The sequence below is a fragment of the Janthinobacterium psychrotolerans genome, from assembly GCF_001677885.1.
Lineage (GTDB): Bacteria > Pseudomonadota > Gammaproteobacteria > Burkholderiales > Burkholderiaceae_D > Janthinobacterium > Janthinobacterium psychrotolerans.
The window spans coordinates 140,880-159,048 of record NZ_LOCQ01000051.1 but is presented as its reverse complement, the minus strand read 5'-3'; the positions used below and the strand labels follow the sequence as shown (position 1 = coordinate 159,048).

Genomic DNA, 18,169 nt, shown 5'->3' with positions numbered 1-18,169 from the left:
CGCAGTACTGGACGGCCATGACCTCAAGTTGGCAATTGTACATTTTAATAATTGCCTTTTGGAAATAATATTTCTCTGCCAACCACATCCACATCAAGTTCTTCCTGCTTTTTCACACAATGCTTTGACCAGATCAGCAAGACCATGGATGACAGGACGATAATCAGGAATCCGGCAGCCACTGCCCTCCAGGAGACAACCATGGGTATCAAGGACTGGCCTGCCCGCGAGCGGCCCCGCGAACGGCTGATCGAGGACGGCGCCCACACGCTGTCGGACGCGGAACTGCTGGCCGTGTTCCTGCGCACCGGCGTGCGCGGCAAGAGCGCGGTCGAGCTGGCGCGCGACACGGTCGAGCACTTCGGCTCGCTGCGCGGCCTGTTCGGCGCCAGCCTGGTCAGTTTTTCGGCCGTGCACGGCATGGGCAGCGCCAAGTTCGCGCAATTGCAGGCCGTGATGGAGCTGGCGCGGCGCGCCATCGTCGAAGAGCTGCACTCGGGCCAGGCTCTGAGTTCGCCGCACGCGGTCAAGGATTACCTGCGCATGACCATGGGCAACCTCGGCCATGAGTCATTTTATGTGCTGTTCATGGACGTCAAGAACCGCTTGATCACGGCCAGGGAAATGTTCAGGGGCACCCTGACCCATACCAGCGTCTATCCACGCGAAGTGGTGAAGCAGGCGCTGCAGCATAACGCGGCCAGCGTGATTCTCGCGCACAACCACCCTTCCGGCACGCCCGACCCCAGCGAATCGGATCTGTTGCTGACCCGCTCGCTGGTGCAGGCGCTGTCGCTGGTCGATGTGCGGGTGCTCGACCATTTCGTGGTGGCGGGACGGCAGGTGCATTCCTTCGCAGAACACGGGCAACTCTAGCGTGCATGCGCGTTTGCGGCAGTTTACCTGTGTAAACAAGGACATACGTGCGCCTGCCCCGATGCTTGCCTAACAGTAAATCATGAGGTTTACAAGGTTTTTCATGACTGAAACCATATCACCGCACAATGTTAAATAAAATCCAATCAAAATGACACAATTGTTTTTCGCAAGTCATTGATAATTCTGATTTTTTTGGATATACTCTCGTTTTTCCAATTTGGAATGTCTTTAAGGAGTGCGCCATGGCACGTGTTTGCCAAGTCACTGGGAAGAAGCCGATGGTCGGCAACAATGTTTCCCATGCAAACAACAAAACCAAACGTCGTTTTTTGCCTAACTTGCAAAATCGTCGTATTTTTGTTGAATCTGAAAACCGCTGGGTCTCCCTGCGTTTGTCCAACGCCGGTCTGCGCGTCATCGATAAAGTCGGCATCGACGCCGTATTGGTCGACATGCGCGCTCGTGGCGAAAAAGTCTAATTAGCAGAACAAGGGAGCTATCATGGCAAAATCAGGCCGCGACAAAATCAAGTTAGAATCGACCGCCGGTACGGGTCACTTCTACACGACCACCAAAAACAAGCGTACGACGCCTGCGAAAATGGAGATCATGAAATTTGATCCCAAAGCACGCAAGCACGTAACGTACAAAGAAACCAAGATCAAGTAATCGATCTTTGCTTCGACGAAAAAGCCGCTTCCGAGCGGTTTTTTTTCGTCCAGAAGTTTTGCCGCCATCGGCAAGGCGAAAAAAAGGCCCCGCGCTGCGGAGCCTTGATGAAGCCAGTACCGCTTACGCGTAACTGCGCAGGCGCAAGGAAAATTCCTGCAGCGACTTGATGCCCGACGCTTCGGCGCGTACGCACCAGTCCTGCAGCTTGTGCAGCAACTGTTCGCGCGTAAAGTGCGAACGTTCCCAGATGGCGCCCAGTTCGACGCGCATATGGTGCATGGTTTCCAGCGCCTTGCTGTGCTGGAACAGCTCGGACAGCTGCTCGTGATGCGCGTCGGCCAGCTTGCCCGGCTCGCGCTGCATCAGCTTGCGCGATGATTTCAAAAAGCGCTTTTCCAGCTCGGCCTTGTCCTTCAGGTGTTCCAGCTCTTCCTTCCAGGCCGACTTGATCGACTTGGCATACTTGGCCATCACGTCGTAGCGGTTGGCGATCACCGACTGCAGGGTATCGAAATCGGCTTCCAGCTTGCCGTGGGAAAACTTCGGCGCCGGCGCCAGCTTTTTCACCTTGGCCAGGCCCAGCATTTCAAGGCCGCGGATATACGCCCAACCGATATCGAACTCATACCATTTTGACGACAGCTTGGCCGACGTTGCATACGTATGGTGATTGTTATGGAGTTCCTCGCCGCCGATCAGGATGCCGAACGGGATGATGTTGGTGGCCGCGTCGGCGCAGTCGTAGTTGCGGTAGCCCCAGTAGTGGCCGATGCCGTTGATGATGCCGGCCGCCGTCACGGGTATCCACATCATCTGCACGGCCCACACGGAAATGCCGATTACGCCAAACAGCGCGAAGTTGATGAAGAACAGCAGCACCACGCCCAGCCAGCTGTACTTGGTGTACAGATGGCGTTCGATCCAGTCGGTTGGCGTGCCATGGCCGTATTTGGCCATGGTTTCGAGGTTTTTCGACTCAGCACGGTACAGCTCGGCGCCTTCCCAGAACACTTTCTTGATGCCGCGCGTGACCGGGCTGTGCGGATCTTCTTCCGTATCGCACTTGGCGTGGTGCTTGCGGTGGATGGCCGCCCACTCCTTGGTGACCTGGCCGGTGGTCAGCCACAGCCAGAAACGGAAAAAATGGCTGGGAATGGCGTGCAATTCCAGCGCGCGGTGCGCCTGGTGGCGATGCAGGTAAATCGTGACGCTGGCAATGGTGATATGGGTCACCGCCATGGTATAGGCAAACACCTGCCATGCCGACAGATCGGTCATACCGGTTGCCATGAACTGCAGAACGTCGTGTAAAACGGAACTCAATGTCATTACTACTCCAGAGTGGATGGGGCTTGTTCACGGTCGCGCCAGCAAGGCACCAGCGGTCCGGCATCGTCAATTTTAGGCGTGATTGTACGCCCTAAAGGGTGTGATGAGGCAACTTTGAAAGCAGCAGCGAGGTCAGGGCTGAGTGCCAGGAGGCGTGGGCGCCCCTTCTGTTTCGCCGGCCAGCGTGGCGGGCGGTGTGCCGATAATCCGCAATTCGCGTTGCGGGAATGGTACGGATACCTTATGTTGCTGCAACGTCCGCCAAATCGCGCGGTTCACATTCGATTTCACCCCGCCGGTGCCGTTTTCCGGGTCGGAGATCCAGAAGCCGATCTGCAGGTCCAGGCCATCGGCGCCGAAGCGCACCAGGGTCGCCGACGGTGGCTTGCTTGTTGAAACCCGCGGCACGCTGGCGGCCGCTTGTTCCAGCAGCGGGAAGATGACGTCGATATCGGTCTCGTAGCCAACCGATACGGTGGCAGACAGCCACACCATGCGATTGCTGAGCGACATGTTCTGCACGCCGCCCGAGATCAGCATTTCATTGGGCACGATGGATTCAACCCCATCGCCGCCCAATAACACAGTATAGCGCGTATTGATCTGGGTGACTTTACCGCTGAACTGGCCGACCGTGATCATGTCGCCGATGGTGAGGCTGCGGTCAAGCAGGATGATAAAGCCGGACACAAAATTGGCGGCGATCTTCTGCAGGCCGAAACCGAGCGCCACGCCAAAGGCGCCGCCGAATACCGACAAGACCGTCAGGTCGATGCCCACCAGCGACAGGCTGACCAGCACGGAAAACAGGATCAGCACGGCGCGCCCCATGCGCGAGACCACCACCTTGAGCGACGAGTGCAGACCCTGCATTTTCATCAGGCGCTCGTCCAGCGAGGTGCCGGCCCACATCGCCAGCACCATCAGCACGGCGACCGAAATAGCGGCTTGCAAGATGGCGGCGACCGACACCTTGTTGCGGCCCAGTGGCACGATGATGCTTTCCAGAAATTCATGCAATTCCGGCCACAGGCCCGTGATATACAGGGCCATGCCCAGCCACACCACCACCGTAAACACTTTTTCCAGCAACTGCATGGCGGGACTGATGTCGCCACGACGGGCAAAGATGCGGCGCAACACATAAAAGCCGAAGCGCACCAGGGCCATCGAGGTACACAGGGGAATGGCGATACTGAGCAGGTTGACGCTCTGGAACCTGGCCAGGAAATGCTGGGATAGGCCCAGCAGCAAGGCCGTCAGCACCGGCGTCAGGATGCGGATAAAGCTTTCGGTGCGAGTACGTACTTCGGCGCTGGCAGGCGGCGTGGAAGCATCGGCACGTTTGGCCAGCACCGCGCGCAGCTGGCGCACGAAGGCCCAGCTCAAAGCCAGGCAGGCGACGATGACGAGCGCCTGCCACAAAATGGCGGGCTGGCGGAAATCATCGACAAAGTCGGTGATCAGGTTGAGCAGCGGAGTCTGGTTCATGGCGGAGGCGAATGGAAGGCATTACAGGATGAGCGAGTGCTCACGCCAGGCGGGCTGGCTGGAAACAACAGCGGCCGCTGCGAGCGCAGCGGCCGCCAGTAAAACAATTACTCCGCAGCGTAGGCGGCGTCGGCCTCGTCGGCCGGTTTTTCGTCAGCGTAGACTTTCTTCGGCATCGGCTTGCGCTCGAACACGGCGGCAAAGAAGCCGTCGGTCTGGTGCAGATGCGGCAGCAGTTTCAAGTAGTCGCCCATGTCCAGCTCGATCTTCTGCTCGGCCAGTACCTTGTTCATCGGCACCAGGGTGAAGTCGGGGTTCGCCGCCAGGAACTGCTCGGCGATCACATCGTTTTCTTCATTGAGGAAACTGCAGGTGGCGTACACCAGGCGGCCGCCGCCCTTGACCAGGCGCGCCGCGCCGGCCAGGATCGCAGCTTGTTTCGCTTGCAACTCGACGATGGAGTTCGGCTGCTGGCGCCATTTCACGTCGGGATTGCGGCGCAGGGTGCCCAGGCCGCTGCATGGCGCGTCGACCAGCACGCGGTCGATCTTGCCGGCCAGGCGCTTGATCTTGGCGTCGCGCTCATGCGCGATCTGCACCGGATGGACGTTCGACAGGCCGCTGCGGGCCATGCGCGGTTTCAGCTTGGCCAGGCGTTTTTCGGATACGTCAAACGCGTACAGGCGACCGGTGTTGCGCATCAGCGCACCCAGGGCCAGCGTCTTGCCGCCGGCGCCGGCACAGAAGTCGACCACCATCTCGCCGCGCTTGGCGCCGACGATCTGCGACAAAATCTGGCTGCCTTCGTCCTGCACTTCAATGGCGCCGCTCTGGAACAGGGGCATGTTTTGCAGGGATGGCTTTTTCAGCACGCGCAGGCCCAGCGGCGCGAACGGCGTCGGCGTGCTGAGAATCGGTGCTTCGGCCAGCGCCAGCATCACATCTTCACGCGTGGACTTGAGCGAGTTGACGCGCAGGTCCAGCGGCGCCGGCGCGTTCAGCGCGTCGGCCAGCAGCATGGTTTCGGCTTCGCCGAACTGGGCGATCAGCTTGTCGAACAGCCACTTCGGCATGTTCGAGCGCATATTGGCCGGCATCAGATTGCGGTCGATCTGCTTGATGCGTTCCAGCCATTCCACTTCTTCTTCCGTCAGCCCGCCCAGCGAATCGGCGCCCATCGCTTCGGCCAGGCCGAGGATGGTCAGGCGGCGCATGGTCGGGCCATTGCCCGCTTCGGCGAAATCGGTAAAAAACGATTTGTTGCGCAGCACGGCATAAATGCCTTCGGCGATGGCGCCGCGTTCGCGCGAACCGAGGCGCGGATGGTCGCGGAAATAGCGCGACAAGGTAGTGTCGGCCGGCGCCGTGAAACGTAAAATTTCGCGCAACACTTCTTCAGCATTGGCAAGTATCGCTGGTGGCAATCTCATTGTTATTCTTCCTGTAATATTTTATTGAGGGTCCACGCGGACCTGGCCATGCTCGATCGACAGTTTATCGTCAATGAACAGGCGGATGGCGCGCGGGTAGAGCAGATGTTCCTGTACCAGCACGCGCGCCGATAAGCTGTCTTCTGTGTCGCCCGGCAAGACCGGGACGGTGGCGCTGGCCACGGCCGGGCCATGGTCGAGTTCGGCGGTGACGAAATGGACGGTCGCGCCATGTTCCGTCACGCCGGCGTCGAGCGCCTGCCGGTGGGTCGCCATGCCCGGGAACAGCGGCAGCAGCGACGGGTGGATATTGAGCATGCGTCCCGCGTAATGCTCGACAAACGGTTCCGTCAGGATACGCATGAAACCGGCCAGCACCACCAGGTCGGGGGCAAAACCGTCGATCACTTGCTGCAGGGCCGCGTCAAATTCGGCGCGGCTGGCGTAATCCTTGTTGGCAACGACTGCGGTCGCTATCCCCTGTTCCGCAGCAAATACCAGGCCCTGTGCGTCGGCACGGTTGCTGATGACGGCGGCGATACGGGCCGGCCATTGCTCGGCTTTTGCCGCGCGCACGACCGCTTCCATATTGCTGCCGCGTCCGGAAATAAGGATAACGATATTTTTCATAGCGCGCATTGTACCCGCTATGGCGACGTGAATCTAGAAAGGCCGGCATTATTGTTGCGGCGCAGCATGCGCCAGCGCGAACCGCGATAGGCAGGAACGGCGGCTATTCGAAGGAGTAAAAGACGCGGAACGGGACTTTTTTCTCGGCCCAGTAGTCGGCCGCATCGCGAAACACGTCGAGCAGGGTTTCACGCGCTTCCTTGTCGAATTTCTGCGTATTGGGCAATTGCTCGAGCACTACCAGGAAACCTGTCTGGGGGCCGGCCTTGTGCATGGTGTCGGTCAGGCACAGGCGCAAGGCGTCAAAATTCTTGGCCAGGCTTTTGGGAAACAGGAACGCTTCCGCGATCAGACCGATGACTTGCTGCTTGGTCAGGCCGGTGTTGCAGTAGGCATATAAGAAGTGCTGCCCGAGACGAGCCGCCTCGTCTTGTAACTCGGTCACGCGGAAGGCGCGGATGGACTGGACAAGGTTGGGCGGCACGGTTATTAACAAACTCATTTTTCCCTCAAATCGACCTGTTATGTATGGATCTGTTGTGCTTGTTGCATTTGCCGCCTGCGGGTCAATACGCACGCGGTGTACCGGTCGCCATGCTGGCACGACGGACTGCGTTTTTTTAAAACCATACGCGTATTAGGGTAACGTGTTGTCCTCTGTGAATCAACCCGAATATGATATCAAACGCAAGATTTGTTACAAACCACGAGTTTCAACCGGGTTTCAATCTTTTGTATCGATTGAAAGTGCATGTTACAGACTGAGGGGCAAGGTGCTGTTGCTGTTACATTTTGTTGCCAGCAGTATGACACTCGCGGGCGCAGGCGGATTACACTGGATTCATGTTGTCAAATCCAATCGAACAACAGTCCAGCTGCCAGACCCTGAAAGTTCTCCACATAACGAGGTAAGAAATGAACCTGCAAGCCAAATTGATCATGTCAGTCCTTTGTATCGGTGCTTTGCCACTCGCCCAGGCTACCGACTTTGAAGATTTCGGCAAGGTCGTGCGCGTCGTGCCGCAAGTGGAGCAGATCAACCGCCCGCGCCAGGAATGCCGCACGGAATACGTGCAGGTTCAGGCGCCGCCGCAACAGCGCAGCGCCGGCGGCTCCATCGTCGGCGGCATCGCCGGCGCCCTGCTGGGCAGCCAGGTCGGTAGCGGCAATGGCCGCACGGCCGCCGCCGCCGCCGGTGCGATTGCCGGCGCCGTGGTGGGCGACCGCGTCGACAACCAGAACAACTACCAGGGCGGCAGCCAGGAACAGGCCATCAAGCAATGCCGCCAGGTCGATCATTGGGAATCGCGCAACAACGGCTATCAGGTCACGTATGACTACCGCGGCCGCAACTACACCAGCATCATGTCGTACGACCCGGGCGAGCGCATCCGCCTCAGGGTGTCCATTGAGCCTGCACAGCAATAAGCGGCGCCATATCACTTGATGCAATGCCGGTCCCGCGGGGCCGGCATTTTTTATGGCAAGTTATAATGCGGCACACTTCCAGGCCCGCCTTATGCTTATCAAACGAAAATCCATCGAACAAGTCGAATCCTCTCGTCCGGCGCGCAAGCCGCGCTATGCGCCCGTCACCCTGTCTGAAATGGATGGCGTGCGCTATCTGCATTTTGGCACCGAATGGGTGCAAGGGGCGATGCGCATCCGCAAGCCCGACTGGCCCGAGCTCGAATATGCACAGCAGATGATGGCGTGGATGCTGTGGGTCAATGAACCGCGGCGCGTGGCCCAGCTGGGCCTGGGCACGGCCGCGCTGACCAAGTTCTGCTACCGCACGTTTGCGCAGGCGCAAGTCGATGCGATCGAACTGAACCCGTCCGTCATTGCCATCTGCGCGTCCATGTTCAAGCTGCCGCCGAACGACGAGCGCCTGCATGTGCGCGAGATGGATGCGCTCGATTACGTCAACGACGACGCCCACCATGGCAGCCTGGACGCGCTGCAGGTCGACCTGTATGACGCCACCGCGCGCGGCCCCGTGCTCGACAGCGCCGACTTCTACAGCGCCTGCTGCGCCTGCCTGGCGCCACACGGCATCATGACGGTCAACCTGTTTGGCGACCACCCCAGCTACGCCAAGAACATCAAGGCGATGAAATTTGCGTTCGAACAGGTGATCTGCCTGCCTGAAGTCCATGATGGGAACGTGGTGGCGATCGCTTTCAAGACCAGGGTGGCACTCGATGCCGATGCGCAAGCGGCCTTGCTCGAACGCGCCAAACAGATCGTCGCCGACACCAAGCTGCCCGCCAAGACCTGGCTCAAGGGCATCCAGAGCACGCTGTAAGCCGCCCTGCTTTCACCTTGCCGGCGGCCATGAAAGGCGCCGGCCATGTCCCCTCCTCCCGCTTCGTCTGCCCCGCTCGATCTGCAGGAAATCATTTCCTGGCTGCTCGACGACGGCCACCTGGCCGGCGCCGGCCTCGCCGCGATCCGCACGCGCGCGCAAACGGTTTTGCAGCACAGCAAGGCCATCCACCCGCTGTGCGCACTGGCCGACTGCCAGCTGCGCTCGGCGCTGGCGCCACATGCGCCGCTGGACCTCGACACCCTGTGCGCCTGGCTGGCCGGGCGCGCCAACCTGCCCTATCTGCGCCTCGATCCGCTGGCCATCGACTTCAGCCAGGTGGCCGACGTGATGACGGCCAGCTACGCGGCCCGCTTCAATATCCTGCCCGTCGAAAGCACTCCCGAGCGCATCGTCGTGGCGACTGCGCAACCGTATGCGCTGGCCTGGCAGGCGGAACTGGGCCGGCTGGCGCCGCGCAAGCTGAGCCTGGTGATCGCCAATCCTGTCCTGATCGCCGACTATATCGCGCAGTTTTTCAGCCTGGCCGGTTCGGTCAAGGTGGCGCGGCAATCGTCGACGCAGGATTTGTCGCTGCGCCATAACTTCGAGCAACTGGTGGAACTGGGCCGTGGCAAGAGCAGCCTGGACGCCAACGACCAGCACGTGGTGCGCATCGTCGACTGGCTGTGGCAATACGCGTTTGCCCAGCGCGCCTCGGACATTCACCTGGAGCCGAAACGCGACGCCGGCCTGGTACGCCTGCGCATCGACGGCCTGCTGCACCAGGCCTACCAGGTGCCGCCGGTGGTGATGCTGGCCATGACGGCGCGCATCAAGTTGCTGGGCCGCATGGACGTGCTGGAAAAGCGCCGGCCGCAAGATGGCCGCATCAAGACGCGCAACGCCGACGGCCGCGAGATCGAGCTGCGCCTGTCGACCCTGCCAACCGCCTTTGGCGAAAAGCTGGTGATGCGCATTTTCGACCCCGAGGTGGTGCTGAAAAGCCTGGACCAGCTGGGCTTTCCACCAGCGGACGCCGCGCGCTGGCAGGCCTTGACGGCGCGCACCCACGGCATCGTGCTGGTGACAGGCCCGACCGGTTCGGGCAAGACCACCACTTTATATAGCACCCTGAAAGCGCTGGCGCGCAGCGAAGTCAATGTGTGCACGGTGGAAGATCCGATAGAGATGGTCGAGCCCGCCTTCAACCAGATCCAGGTGCAAGCCGAACTGTCGTTTGCCGACGGCGTACGCGCGCTGCTGCGCCAGGACCCCGACATCATCATGGTCGGCGAAATCCGCGACCTGGCTACGGCCGAGATGGCCATCCAGGCGGCGCTGACGGGCCACCTGGTGCTGTCGACCTTGCATACCAACGACGCGCCCTCGGCCGTGACGCGCCTGCTGGAACTGGGCGTGCCCGGCTATCTGCTCGAAGCGAGCCTGATCGGCGTGCTGGCCCAGCGCCTGCTGCGCTGCCTGTGTCCGCAATGCAAGCAGCTGGCGGCGGCGCCCGGCGACGCGCAATGGCACAGCCTGGCAGGCGATCATCTGGCGCGCCCCGAGTCCTGCTACCGCCCGGTCGGTTGCGCCAGCTGCCGCCACAGCGGCTACCGGGGCCGCGCCGGCGTGTATGAACTGTTGAGCGTGACAGAACGCTTCAGCCAGCTGATACGCGACGGCGCCGACATCCACGCGCTGCGGCGCCAGAGCATCCTCGACGGCATGACGCCGCTGCGCCTGGCCGGCGCGCAGCAGATCGTGGCGGGCTTGACCACCATTGAGGAGGTGCTGAAGATCACGGCGGCCCTGCATTGAGTTGGACTGCGGCAGCAAAAAGGTTTTGCATTCTTTCAAAAGCCATATATAATGCGGCCTCTTTCGGGTCGTTAGCTCAGCTGGTAGAGCAGCGGACTTTTAATCCGTTGGTCGCAGGTTCGAATCCCGCACGGCCTACCACGAATGCGCAGTACAGAAAAGCCCATCCTCACGGATGGGCTTTTTTCGTTAACCGTGGCGCGGCTGGCGCGGTGATACCATGTTCCACCGCCCCCTCCACCACAAAGGCCATCGTGAATCTTGCCCTCCTGTTTCTGCTCGGCGCCTCCCAACTGTATATACCGCCGGAAAAACCCATCGTGCTCGACGGCCAGTACAGCCAGCGCTCGGACGAGACGAGCTTGCAGCTTATCGGCGAGCGGGTCTGCTTCGCGCCGGTCAAGGCGCAGTGGGGCCGATTGCCGCGCCCGGCGGCCACGCATGACGCCTGGTTCTGCTTTGCCAACGACGCCGAAGCGCGCAAGCTGCTGCGCGTGCCCGCGCGCCAGCTTGATAACTGTGGCTGGCAGGCGCGCGCCCGCATCATCATCGATACCTACCAGCCGTATCTGCAGGAAGGCGACGGCAACGACATGGCGCGCCTGGTGTCGGTGGACAAGGTGGCGCAGCCGAACGCCATCGCCTGCGAATAATTTAAGGCTATGTCAGCGAAAACGGTGGGAACGCCGTGAAATTTCTGCGCTCTAAACCGGTCAGGTATTGCCTTTCAAGGAGCCGATCATGGATAGAGCCCAGTGGCACGCCTTCGCCAGGCAATTCCCGCAACTGTCGCACCGCCAGCGCGTTGCCAGCGGCGATCTGTTGCGCAGCAGCGCGCCACAGGCTGCGGCCGTCACCCTGATCGAGCAGACAGCGCAGGCGCAACTGCATTGTCCGGCATGTCTATCGACACATTTCCACCGGCATGGCCAGGCCCATGGCTTGCAGCGCTATCGCTGCGTGCCCTGCCGTAAAACCTTCAACGCCTTGAGCGGCACGCCGCTGGCGCATCTGCACCACAAGGAACGCTGGCTGGCCTATGCCGATTGCCTGCTCAACTCGTTTTCGGTGCGCAAGGCCGCCAGCCAGGCAAGCATCCATCGCAACACCAGTTTTCGCTGGCGCCACCGCTTCCTGGCGCTGGCCAAGACTGACCGGCCACGCTGCCTGCACGGCATCACCGAGGCCGACGACATGTATCTGCTGGAGTCGCAGAAAGGTTCAAGACACATGACGCGGCCGGCGCGCCAGCGCGGTGGCCGCGCCAGCCAGCGTGGCATTTCCAACGAGCAGGTGTGCGTGCTGGTGGCGCGCGACCGCACCGGCCAAACCATCGATTTCGTCACCGGCATGGGCCGGCTGACCAAGGCCACACTGCACGCCTGCCTGCCGCCGGTGATCGACCGTGACATTTTATTGGTCAGCGATGGCCATCCTGCCTATCCCGCTTTTGCCAGGGAGATCGGCATCGAACATGCGGCGGTCAACCTGCGGGCCGGCATCCGCGTGCGCGGCACCGTGCATGTGCAGAACGTCAACGCCTATCACAGCCGGCTGCGTGGCTGGCTGCGCGCCTTTCATGGCGTGGCCACGCGCTACCTGCCCAACTACCTGGGCTGGCGCTGGATCCTGGACGCCAAAAGAATATTGTCGCCCGAAAGCTTGCTCAGGGCCACTTTGGGGACGTTCCCACATTTGATGGTGACATAGCCTAATTTAATCCAGCTCGTATTCCTGCAAATAGCGCGCAAACAGTGCCCGGTCCGACAGCGGGCACGCCAGGCCCGCGTTCCAGTCGGCCAGCAGCAGTTGTTCCTGCAGCGGCAAGCTCAGCAGTTCCGGCATGCCGTCGCTGCACCATAGTTCGTCGACGATTCCGTGCTCATCAATACCGGCAAACAGGGTTTCGGTGTTATCGCCGCCAAACGCCAGCAGATTCCTGCATTGCACGCGATAGCTGCTGTAGCCGGTAAAGACGGCGTCGTACGGCGGCAGCACCGCCATCAATGCGAGGCGCAACTGCTCGCCCGTGATGCCCAGCGCACTCAGTTTTGACGGCGCTGCCTCGCGCACATACATTTCGGTCCAGCCGGCCCCGCTCTGGTGGGCGTCGGCGAAGGCCTGCTGCTCGCCCATCTGCGTCAAGCAGTGTTGCAGGTTGTCGAGCGGCAGCAGCTGGACCTGGCCCTCGTCGTCTTCGTGAAAATAGGCCTCGCGCATCATGGCTCCAGCAGTTCTTGCAGCTGCGCATTACGGCGCGCCGTCAGCACGGCGGCCCAGGTGTGGCTGGTGACGGACGGATAATGCACGGCGCCAAAATCCATCCAGGCGTCGCGATACTTGAGCCATAAACGCTGGGTGTCGCGGATGCCATCCTTGTCGACGGCGCCCGCATAGTCCGGCTTGGGCTGCTTCATCAGCTTGCCGTAGATCACATTCAATTGCTTGTCGAGCGCCTGCGCCTGGGCTTGCGTCATGCTGGACGGCAGCTTGCCCGCCTCGTATTGCTTGACGTCCCGGGCCAGCAAGTCCAGCTCGGCCGTACGCGCGGCAATGCTCATGGCGGCGCGCGCCGTGCCGCCCAGGTCGGTTTCTTTTCCGGCGCGGGCGTCGGCAAATTTGGCACTGGCCGCTTCCAGCTTCTGGTACGACGCTTGAGCGGCGGCCGGCCACGCTTGGGTCGCCTTGCCGCTGGCCTGGTTGCGCACGCGGTTTTTCTGGCGCGCATCGATGGCGCTGCACACGCCCATCATATAGCCGCTGGTGATGTCGTCGCACAGGTCGATATTGCCCTGGCCACTGGCGGCCAGCTTTTGCAGATGCTCGACCCTGATCGCCATTTCGGCCGGCGCGGCGGCAATGCCGCACGCATATTTCATGGCCAGCGGCGGCGCTTTCGTCACGCCCTGCCCGTTCTGGTACAACATCATCAGCACTTCGCTGTTATTGGTGGCCACGGCGCAATGGCGCACCTGGCGCCAGTCGTCGGGCTTGGGCGCGGACATACTCCTGGTATCGTAATAAAGGTCTGCTGCCTGGCATTGCTGCAAGGATGCCGCGGCGCTGGGCGCTGGCAGGTCGGCCGGTGGCGGCGCGGCCTTGGCCACTTTCATGCAGGCGGCATACCAGGCTGTGGTTTCCGCCTGGCCGACGCCCATCGCGCTGGTATTCGGATAAGGCGCGGCGTCGGCACCGATCGCCAGGCTGGCCAGCAGGGTGCCGGATACAAGAAAAGCCGTTTTCAACAGGGAGTGATCAATTTTCATGAGCGGCAATGCAAGCATATATAAAGCGGCAAGTTTAGCCGATTGCCGGCCATGCTTGCGCACCACAGCGGTGGCAAGTAACGGTACCCCGCCTTGGCAGCGGACAAACTGATGGGTAATAATATTGCTCGTCATCTACATTCAATCAGGATCCAGCACATGACATCACCGCGTCTTCGCCCTTCCCTCGCCGCCTTGCTGATCGCAGCGGCGTGTGTTTCGCTTGCCCACGCCGCCGAACCCACGGCAGCGGCACCAGTTACCGCCACGCAGTCCGCCAGACACGCCATTACCCATGAAGCCGTGTGGCTGATGAAACGGGTCGGTGCGCCCGTCGCCAGCCCGGACGGCAAATGGGCAGTATTTGCCGTGGTCGATAGCGCCTACGACAGCAAGGAGCAATGGTCGGACCTGTGGATCAAGTCGCTGACCGACGACAGCGCGCCGCGCCGCCTGACCTTTTCCAAAGGCGGTGAAAGCGCCGTGGCCTGGTCGCCGGACAGCCGCCAGCTGGTATTTGTCGCCAAACGCGATGGCGACGAGGCCGGCCAGATTTACCGGCTGGACGTGGTGGCCGGCGGCGAAGCACAGCGCCTGACCAGCTTGACGATGGGCGCACGCATGCCGAAATGGCGTCCGGATGGCAAGCAGTTGCTGTTTACCAGCGATATCTATCCCGGCAACAAGACCGAAGCCGACGTCAAACAGAGCGCGAAAGAGCGCAAGGAACGCAAGTACAGCGCACGCTCGTATGAAACCACGGCGCCGCGCCACTTCGACAAATGGCTGACCGACAAGCAGGTGCGGCTGTTCATTGTCGATGCGCAGGCCGATGCCACGCCACGCGATATGTTGTCCGGTACCCAGCTGGTGACCCTGCCCGGCTTTGGCGGCGGCAACGGCGATGAAGGCCAGTCGCTCGACGCCATCTGGACCCCGGACGGCAAGGCCATCGTTTTCAACGCCGCCACCAACCGCGATGCGGCCCAGCGCGCCGCCACCTATTCCCAGCTGTACCTGGTGCCGGCCGCCGGTGGCGAGGCGCAGCGGCTGACGCAGGACCAGCGCAGCTATGGCTCCCTGAAATTCTCGGGCGATGGCAAGACCCTGTTCGCCCTGAGCGACGCCGAAACACCGGGCAAGGTGTACGACGTGAAACGCCTGGCCAGCTTTGCCTGGCCAATGGTCAGCCCGGCGCCGGTCATCCTGACGGACAAGCTGGACCGTTCGATCTCGCGCTTCGTGCTGCCAGACGGCGGCAAGCGCGTCATCTTCAGCTATGAACATGCGGGCCTGGAAAAGCTGTATTCGATGGACGTGAAAGGCGGCGAGGTGCGCGAGGAGCCGTCCCTGGCGACCGGCAGCATCAGCTCGCTCAGCAGCGGCGGCAAGGCCCTGGTCGGCGTGTGGGAGTCGAGCATCAACCCGCCCGAAATCTATGCCTTCAACGGCAAGCAGCCTGAACGCCTGACCAATTTCAACACGGAAAAAGCTGCAACGATCGACTGGCAGGCGCCCGAACATTTCTGGTTCAAGACGGCGGACGGCCGCCAGATCCACAATATGATCGTCAAGCCGGCCAACTTCGATCCGGCCAAAAAATACCCGCTGTTTACCGTGATTCACGGTGGCGCGGCCAGCATGTGGCGCGACCAGTTCGTGCTGCGCTGGAACTATCACCTGCTGGCCCAGCCCGGCTATATCGTGCTGCTGACCGACTACAAGGGTTCCACCGGCTATGGCGAGGAATTTGCCCGCTCGATCCAGTTCGACCCTCTCAAAGGCCCGGCCGACGAGATCAACCAGGGTGTCGATGAAGCGATCAAGAAATACCCGTTTATCGACGGCGGCAAGCTGGCGGCCGGCGGCGCCAGCTATGGCGGCCACCTGGCCAACTGGCTGCAGGCCACCACCACGCGCTACAAGGCCATCGTCTCGCATGCGGGCGAAATGGACCTGATCATGCAGTGGGGCACCAGCGACGGCGGCTTCGGGCGCGAAGTCAATGCCGGCGGCCCGGCCTGGTCCGGCCTGCCCGTCTGGCGCGATCAAAGCCCGATCATGCAAGCGGGCAACCACGACAAAGGCACGGGTTTCAAGACGCCGATCCTGATTACCGTCGGCGAGCTCGACTACCGCGTGCCGGCCAATAATGCGCTGATGAACTTTGCCGTGCAACAGCGCCTGAACGTGCCGGCCAAGCTGCTGGTGTTCCCGGACGAAAACCACTGGATCATGAAGGGCGAGAACAGCCGCTTTTTTTATAGCGAAGTGCAAGGCTGGCTGGCGAAGTACTTGAACTGATCGCCAGCACCAGCAGCGCCGCCTCGCAGGCGGCGCCGGCCGCGCACAGGGCCGGATTGTAGGCCAGCATCAGGGTGCGGATGCGGCCGGCGCCATAGGCACGCAGGCCCACCTCTTGCGGCCGGTCGCGCATGCAGAGAAACGCCAGCATGGCGACCAAGGCGCAGCTGACCAACACGGGCATGACGGCCATGCGCCAGCCCACGTGTTCGATCAGCCAGGCGCCGACCGGCAAAAATAGCAATTGTCCGGTGGCCGAACCGGCCGCCAGCACGCCGACCAGCAGGCCGCAGTGCGTATCGAACCAGCGCCACTTCAGGCGCCGCGAGTACGCGGCGGAGAGCCAGGGCCGGACGGGAACGCCTGGTCCCGACGGGGTAATACGCCCCAATGGGACGTATTACGATCGCGCAGCGACTGAGCCCGGACTTTCGCTGCAACTTGCTTACTTCACCTTCAAGCCATTCTTCACATCCGTCACGCCTTCCACGCTGCGCGCCAGGTCGGCCGCTTTCTGCACCTGGGCCTGCGACGGCACGAAGCCGCTCAGCATGACGACGCCGTTCACGGTTTCCACGTGCACGTCCATCGCTTTCAGGTCTTCATCCTTGACCAGGTCGGCCTTGATCTTGGTGGTGATGACGGTGTCGGCCACCACATTTTTGGTGCTGCCGGCGGCGTTGCGCGTGACGCAGGCGGCTTTGTCGGCCGCATCCATGGCGTCGCAGTTTTCGCGGCTGGCAGGCGCGGGGGCTTGCGCCACATTGGTGCCGGCGGCGGCGCCCGTGCTGGCGTCGGCCAGAGCGGCGCGTTGTTTGGCCTTGGCGTCGGTCATGCAGGTGGTTTTGTCGGCCCCGCTGCGGTCGCCGCACTGGGCCTTGGCCAGGTCATACTCGGCATTGGCGACGTCCTTGCGGGCCTTGGACAGTTCACGCGGCGTGTTGCGGTGCTGGGCCACGGCATCGGACTCGGCCTTGGCTCGGGCGACCTTGGCTTCTTCCACGCACACTTTTTTCGCATTGCCGGACTGGCTGTCGCAGGCGGCCCTGGCCTGCTTGTAGGTGGCCGCCGCCTGGTCGGTCAGGGTTTTATAGGAGGTATCTTGCGCATACGCCGGTGCGGCGGCAAGCAGGGCACTGGCGCTGGCGGCCAGCACGAAGGAGAGCATTTTGTTCATGATGGGACCTCTCGGTTTGGTTAGTGCCCCGATTAAACCCCTGTCGCGCGCAAACCTCTGTGCGACAACGCACCCAGTTCAGTCTTCCTGAGTGACAACTATCACTCCCCCAGCCCCTGGCGCCATAGCAGATCAGCCTGTTTGAACGGCGTTTGCGCCGTATCAAACACCGTGCTGTCGCCGGCCAGCGCCAGCCAGGCCCGGGTGTCGTGTGAGCCACCCTCCTGGCGCACCGAACGCAACCAGGCCAGCACCTCCTGATATGCGTCACGGTGGCGCGCATGGACCCAAGCCAGCGCCACCAGGTCGGCATAGCCCTCTTCGCGGCGCGTTTCGCCTTGCTCCCGCAGGTCGCTGCGCACAATGCCGCGTTGGACAAAACCGCCCCCCTGCGCATGGCGCTGGCAGTGGCCGATCTCGTGCGCCGCCATGGCGGCGATCATCAGGCCCTGGCGCGCGGACGGCACACCCTGCAGCACCGCTTCGGCCTGCGCATTGCCGCGCATCGACAGCACCAGCTTGCAGCGGCCACCGTCGAAACCGAGCGCCAGCGGCACGCTGCCGGGCGCCTCCTGCGGCTGGACCACGATATCGAGCGGCAAGCCTTGCTCGCGTGCATAGCTGACCACGGGCGCGGCCGCTTTCAGCCAGCGCGTTTCCAGCGCAGTCAGCGAAGAAGCAGCCACTGCAGGCAGGGAAAACAGAACCAGGCTCAACAGCGGAAACAGTTTCAACATGGGTGGCACAGTCATCAGGGAAGAGAATTGATACTGCAGAGTAAGCGGGAAAAATATTTCCACAAGGAAAAAGTAGCAACTTTCCGAAAAAAAACTCGCAAAAAAAGCCGGCGTGTCGGCCGGCT

Annotated in this window: 18 protein-coding genes, 1 tRNA gene and 1 pseudogene; 10 read left to right on the top strand and 10 right to left on the bottom strand. The window is 61.7% G+C overall.

Annotation, left to right across the window (positions count from 1 at the left end):
- The first annotated feature begins 201 nt into the window (after positions 1–201).
- From radC to rpmG, 3 genes are all read left to right on the top strand, one after another.
- Complete coding sequence (gene radC, locus ASR47_RS09695) at positions 202–876, top strand: RadC family protein (RefSeq protein WP_065307558.1); 675 nt, start codon at positions 202–204, stop codon at positions 874–876.
- Between the two features lie 245 nt (positions 877–1,121).
- On the top strand, positions 1,122–1,358 hold the full coding sequence (gene rpmB, locus ASR47_RS09690) for a 50S ribosomal protein L28 (protein WP_010400928.1): 237 nt from the start codon (positions 1,122–1,124) through the stop codon (positions 1,356–1,358).
- Between the two features lie 22 nt (positions 1,359–1,380).
- The gene (rpmG, locus tag ASR47_RS09685; protein WP_010400929.1) at positions 1,381–1,548 is read left to right on the top strand and encodes a 50S ribosomal protein L33; all 168 of its coding nucleotides are present in this window, start codon (positions 1,381–1,383) and stop codon (positions 1,546–1,548) included.
- Between the two features lie 123 nt (positions 1,549–1,671).
- Here rpmG and ASR47_RS09680 read toward each other — a convergent pair whose 3' ends face one another.
- The 5 genes from ASR47_RS09680 to ASR47_RS09660 all read right to left on the bottom strand — a co-directional run bounded on the left by ASR47_RS09680 (position 1,672) and on the right by ASR47_RS09660 (position 7,002).
- On the bottom strand, positions 1,672–2,829 hold the full coding sequence (locus ASR47_RS09680) for a DesA family fatty acid desaturase (protein WP_425402727.1): 1,158 nt from the start codon (positions 2,827–2,829) through the stop codon (positions 1,672–1,674).
- Positions 2,830–3,012: 183 nt separating this feature from the next.
- On the bottom strand, positions 3,013–4,371 hold the full coding sequence (locus ASR47_RS09675) for a mechanosensitive ion channel family protein (RefSeq protein ID WP_065307556.1): 1,359 nt from the start codon (positions 4,369–4,371) through the stop codon (positions 3,013–3,015).
- Positions 4,372–4,478: 107 nt separating this feature from the next.
- Positions 4,479–5,801: an RsmB/NOP family class I SAM-dependent RNA methyltransferase gene (locus tag ASR47_RS09670; protein ID WP_065307555.1), complete on the bottom strand. Its 1,323-nt coding sequence runs from the start codon at positions 5,799–5,801 to the stop codon at positions 4,479–4,481.
- Positions 5,802–5,822: 21 nt separating this feature from the next.
- Positions 5,823–6,431, bottom strand: coding sequence for a phosphoribosylglycinamide formyltransferase (gene purN, locus ASR47_RS09665; RefSeq protein ID WP_065307554.1), 609 nt, complete (start codon positions 6,429–6,431; stop codon positions 5,823–5,825).
- Positions 6,432–6,534: 103 nt separating this feature from the next.
- Complete coding sequence (locus ASR47_RS09660) at positions 6,535–7,002, bottom strand: barstar family protein (RefSeq protein ID WP_245714311.1); 468 nt, start codon at positions 7,000–7,002, stop codon at positions 6,535–6,537.
- A gap of 344 nt (positions 7,003–7,346) precedes the next feature.
- On the opposite strand from ASR47_RS09660, the gene ASR47_RS09655 reads away from it, so the two are divergent.
- From ASR47_RS09655 to ASR47_RS09630, 6 genes are all read left to right on the top strand, one after another.
- Positions 7,347–7,859: a glycine zipper 2TM domain-containing protein gene (locus tag ASR47_RS09655; RefSeq protein WP_065307552.1), complete on the top strand. Its 513-nt coding sequence runs from the start codon at positions 7,347–7,349 to the stop codon at positions 7,857–7,859.
- Between the two features lie 91 nt (positions 7,860–7,950).
- Positions 7,951–8,739: a class I SAM-dependent methyltransferase gene (locus ASR47_RS09650; protein WP_065307551.1), complete on the top strand. Its 789-nt coding sequence runs from the start codon at positions 7,951–7,953 to the stop codon at positions 8,737–8,739.
- A 45-nt stretch (positions 8,740–8,784) separates the two neighbouring features.
- Positions 8,785–10,560 (top strand): GspE/PulE family protein, encoded by a 1,776-nt coding sequence (locus ASR47_RS09645; RefSeq protein WP_065307550.1) that lies wholly within the window; start codon positions 8,785–8,787, stop codon positions 10,558–10,560.
- Positions 10,561–10,625: 65 nt separating this feature from the next.
- Positions 10,626–10,701, top strand: a tRNA-Lys gene (locus tag ASR47_RS09640).
- Positions 10,702–10,814: 113 nt separating this feature from the next.
- A complete protein-coding gene (locus ASR47_RS09635; protein ID WP_065307549.1) occupies positions 10,815–11,213 on the top strand; it encodes a hypothetical protein in 399 nt (132 codons plus the stop codon).
- A gap of 88 nt (positions 11,214–11,301) precedes the next feature.
- A complete protein-coding gene (locus tag ASR47_RS09630; RefSeq protein ID WP_065307548.1) occupies positions 11,302–12,270 on the top strand; it encodes an IS1595 family transposase in 969 nt (322 codons plus the stop codon).
- Between the two features lie 6 nt (positions 12,271–12,276).
- Here the strand turns inward: ASR47_RS09630 and ASR47_RS09625 are convergent, their stop codons facing one another.
- Positions 12,277–12,783, bottom strand: coding sequence for a hypothetical protein (locus ASR47_RS09625; RefSeq protein WP_150127739.1), 507 nt, complete (start codon positions 12,781–12,783; stop codon positions 12,277–12,279).
- A complete protein-coding gene (locus ASR47_RS09620; RefSeq protein WP_065307546.1) occupies positions 12,780–13,826 on the bottom strand; it encodes a lysozyme inhibitor LprI family protein in 1,047 nt (348 codons plus the stop codon). The genes ASR47_RS09625 and ASR47_RS09620 overlap by 4 nt, the downstream gene beginning before the upstream one ends.
- Positions 13,827–13,985: 159 nt before the next feature.
- On the opposite strand from ASR47_RS09620, the gene ASR47_RS09615 reads away from it, so the two are divergent.
- The gene (locus ASR47_RS09615; RefSeq protein ID WP_065307545.1) at positions 13,986–16,130 is read left to right on the top strand and encodes a dipeptidyl-peptidase 5; all 2,145 of its coding nucleotides are present in this window, start codon (positions 13,986–13,988) and stop codon (positions 16,128–16,130) included.
- A 91-nt stretch (positions 16,131–16,221) separates the two neighbouring features.
- Here the strand turns inward: ASR47_RS09615 and ASR47_RS27870 are convergent.
- From ASR47_RS27870 to ASR47_RS09600, 3 genes and pseudogenes are all read right to left on the bottom strand, one after another.
- Positions 16,222–16,440 (bottom strand): annotated as a pseudogene (locus ASR47_RS27870) (MFS transporter); the annotation flags it as partial.
- A 135-nt stretch (positions 16,441–16,575) separates the two neighbouring features.
- Positions 16,576–17,307, bottom strand: coding sequence for a BON domain-containing protein (locus tag ASR47_RS09605; protein WP_065307543.1), 732 nt, complete (start codon positions 17,305–17,307; stop codon positions 16,576–16,578).
- A gap of 101 nt (positions 17,308–17,408) precedes the next feature.
- On the bottom strand, positions 17,409–18,044 hold the full coding sequence (locus ASR47_RS09600; protein WP_065307542.1) for a hypothetical protein: 636 nt from the start codon (positions 18,042–18,044) through the stop codon (positions 17,409–17,411).
- Between the last annotated feature and the right edge of the window lie 125 nt (positions 18,045–18,169).

What these genes read in the sequence shown, in the direction of transcription:
- ASR47_RS09630 (WP_065307548.1), top strand. Translation starts at nt 11,302, where the DNA reads ATGGATAGAGCCCAGTGGCACGCCTTCGCCAGGCAATTCCCGCAACTG.
- radC (WP_065307558.1), top strand. Translation starts at nt 202, where the DNA reads ATGGGTATCAAGGACTGGCCTGCCCGCGAGCGGCCCCGCGAACGGCTG.
- ASR47_RS09615 (WP_065307545.1), top strand. Translation starts at nt 13,986, where the DNA reads ATGACATCACCGCGTCTTCGCCCTTCCCTCGCCGCCTTGCTGATCGCA.
- ASR47_RS09670 (WP_065307555.1), bottom strand. Translation starts at nt 5,801, where the DNA reads ATGAGATTGCCACCAGCGATACTTGCCAATGCTGAAGAAGTGTTGCGC.
- ASR47_RS09605 (WP_065307543.1), bottom strand. Translation starts at nt 17,307, where the DNA reads ATGAACAAAATGCTCTCCTTCGTGCTGGCCGCCAGCGCCAGTGCCCTG.
- rpmB (WP_010400928.1), top strand. Translation starts at nt 1,122, where the DNA reads ATGGCACGTGTTTGCCAAGTCACTGGGAAGAAGCCGATGGTCGGCAAC.
- ASR47_RS09680 (WP_425402727.1), bottom strand. Translation starts at nt 2,829, where the DNA reads ATGACCGATCTGTCGGCATGGCAGGTGTTTGCCTATACCATGGCGGTG.
- ASR47_RS09625 (WP_150127739.1), bottom strand. Translation starts at nt 12,783, where the DNA reads ATGATGCGCGAGGCCTATTTTCACGAAGACGACGAGGGCCAGGTCCAG.
- rpmG (WP_010400929.1), top strand. Translation starts at nt 1,381, where the DNA reads ATGGCAAAATCAGGCCGCGACAAAATCAAGTTAGAATCGACCGCCGGT.
- ASR47_RS09655 (WP_065307552.1), top strand. Translation starts at nt 7,347, where the DNA reads ATGAACCTGCAAGCCAAATTGATCATGTCAGTCCTTTGTATCGGTGCT.
- ASR47_RS09620 (WP_065307546.1), bottom strand. Translation starts at nt 13,826, where the DNA reads ATGAAAATTGATCACTCCCTGTTGAAAACGGCTTTTCTTGTATCCGGC.
- ASR47_RS09650 (WP_065307551.1), top strand. Translation starts at nt 7,951, where the DNA reads ATGCTTATCAAACGAAAATCCATCGAACAAGTCGAATCCTCTCGTCCG.
- ASR47_RS09645 (WP_065307550.1), top strand. Translation starts at nt 8,785, where the DNA reads ATGTCCCCTCCTCCCGCTTCGTCTGCCCCGCTCGATCTGCAGGAAATC.
- purN (WP_065307554.1), bottom strand. Translation starts at nt 6,431, where the DNA reads ATGAAAAATATCGTTATCCTTATTTCCGGACGCGGCAGCAATATGGAA.
- ASR47_RS09600 (WP_065307542.1), bottom strand. Translation starts at nt 18,044, where the DNA reads ATGTTGAAACTGTTTCCGCTGTTGAGCCTGGTTCTGTTTTCCCTGCCT.
- ASR47_RS09675 (WP_065307556.1), bottom strand. Translation starts at nt 4,371, where the DNA reads ATGAACCAGACTCCGCTGCTCAACCTGATCACCGACTTTGTCGATGAT.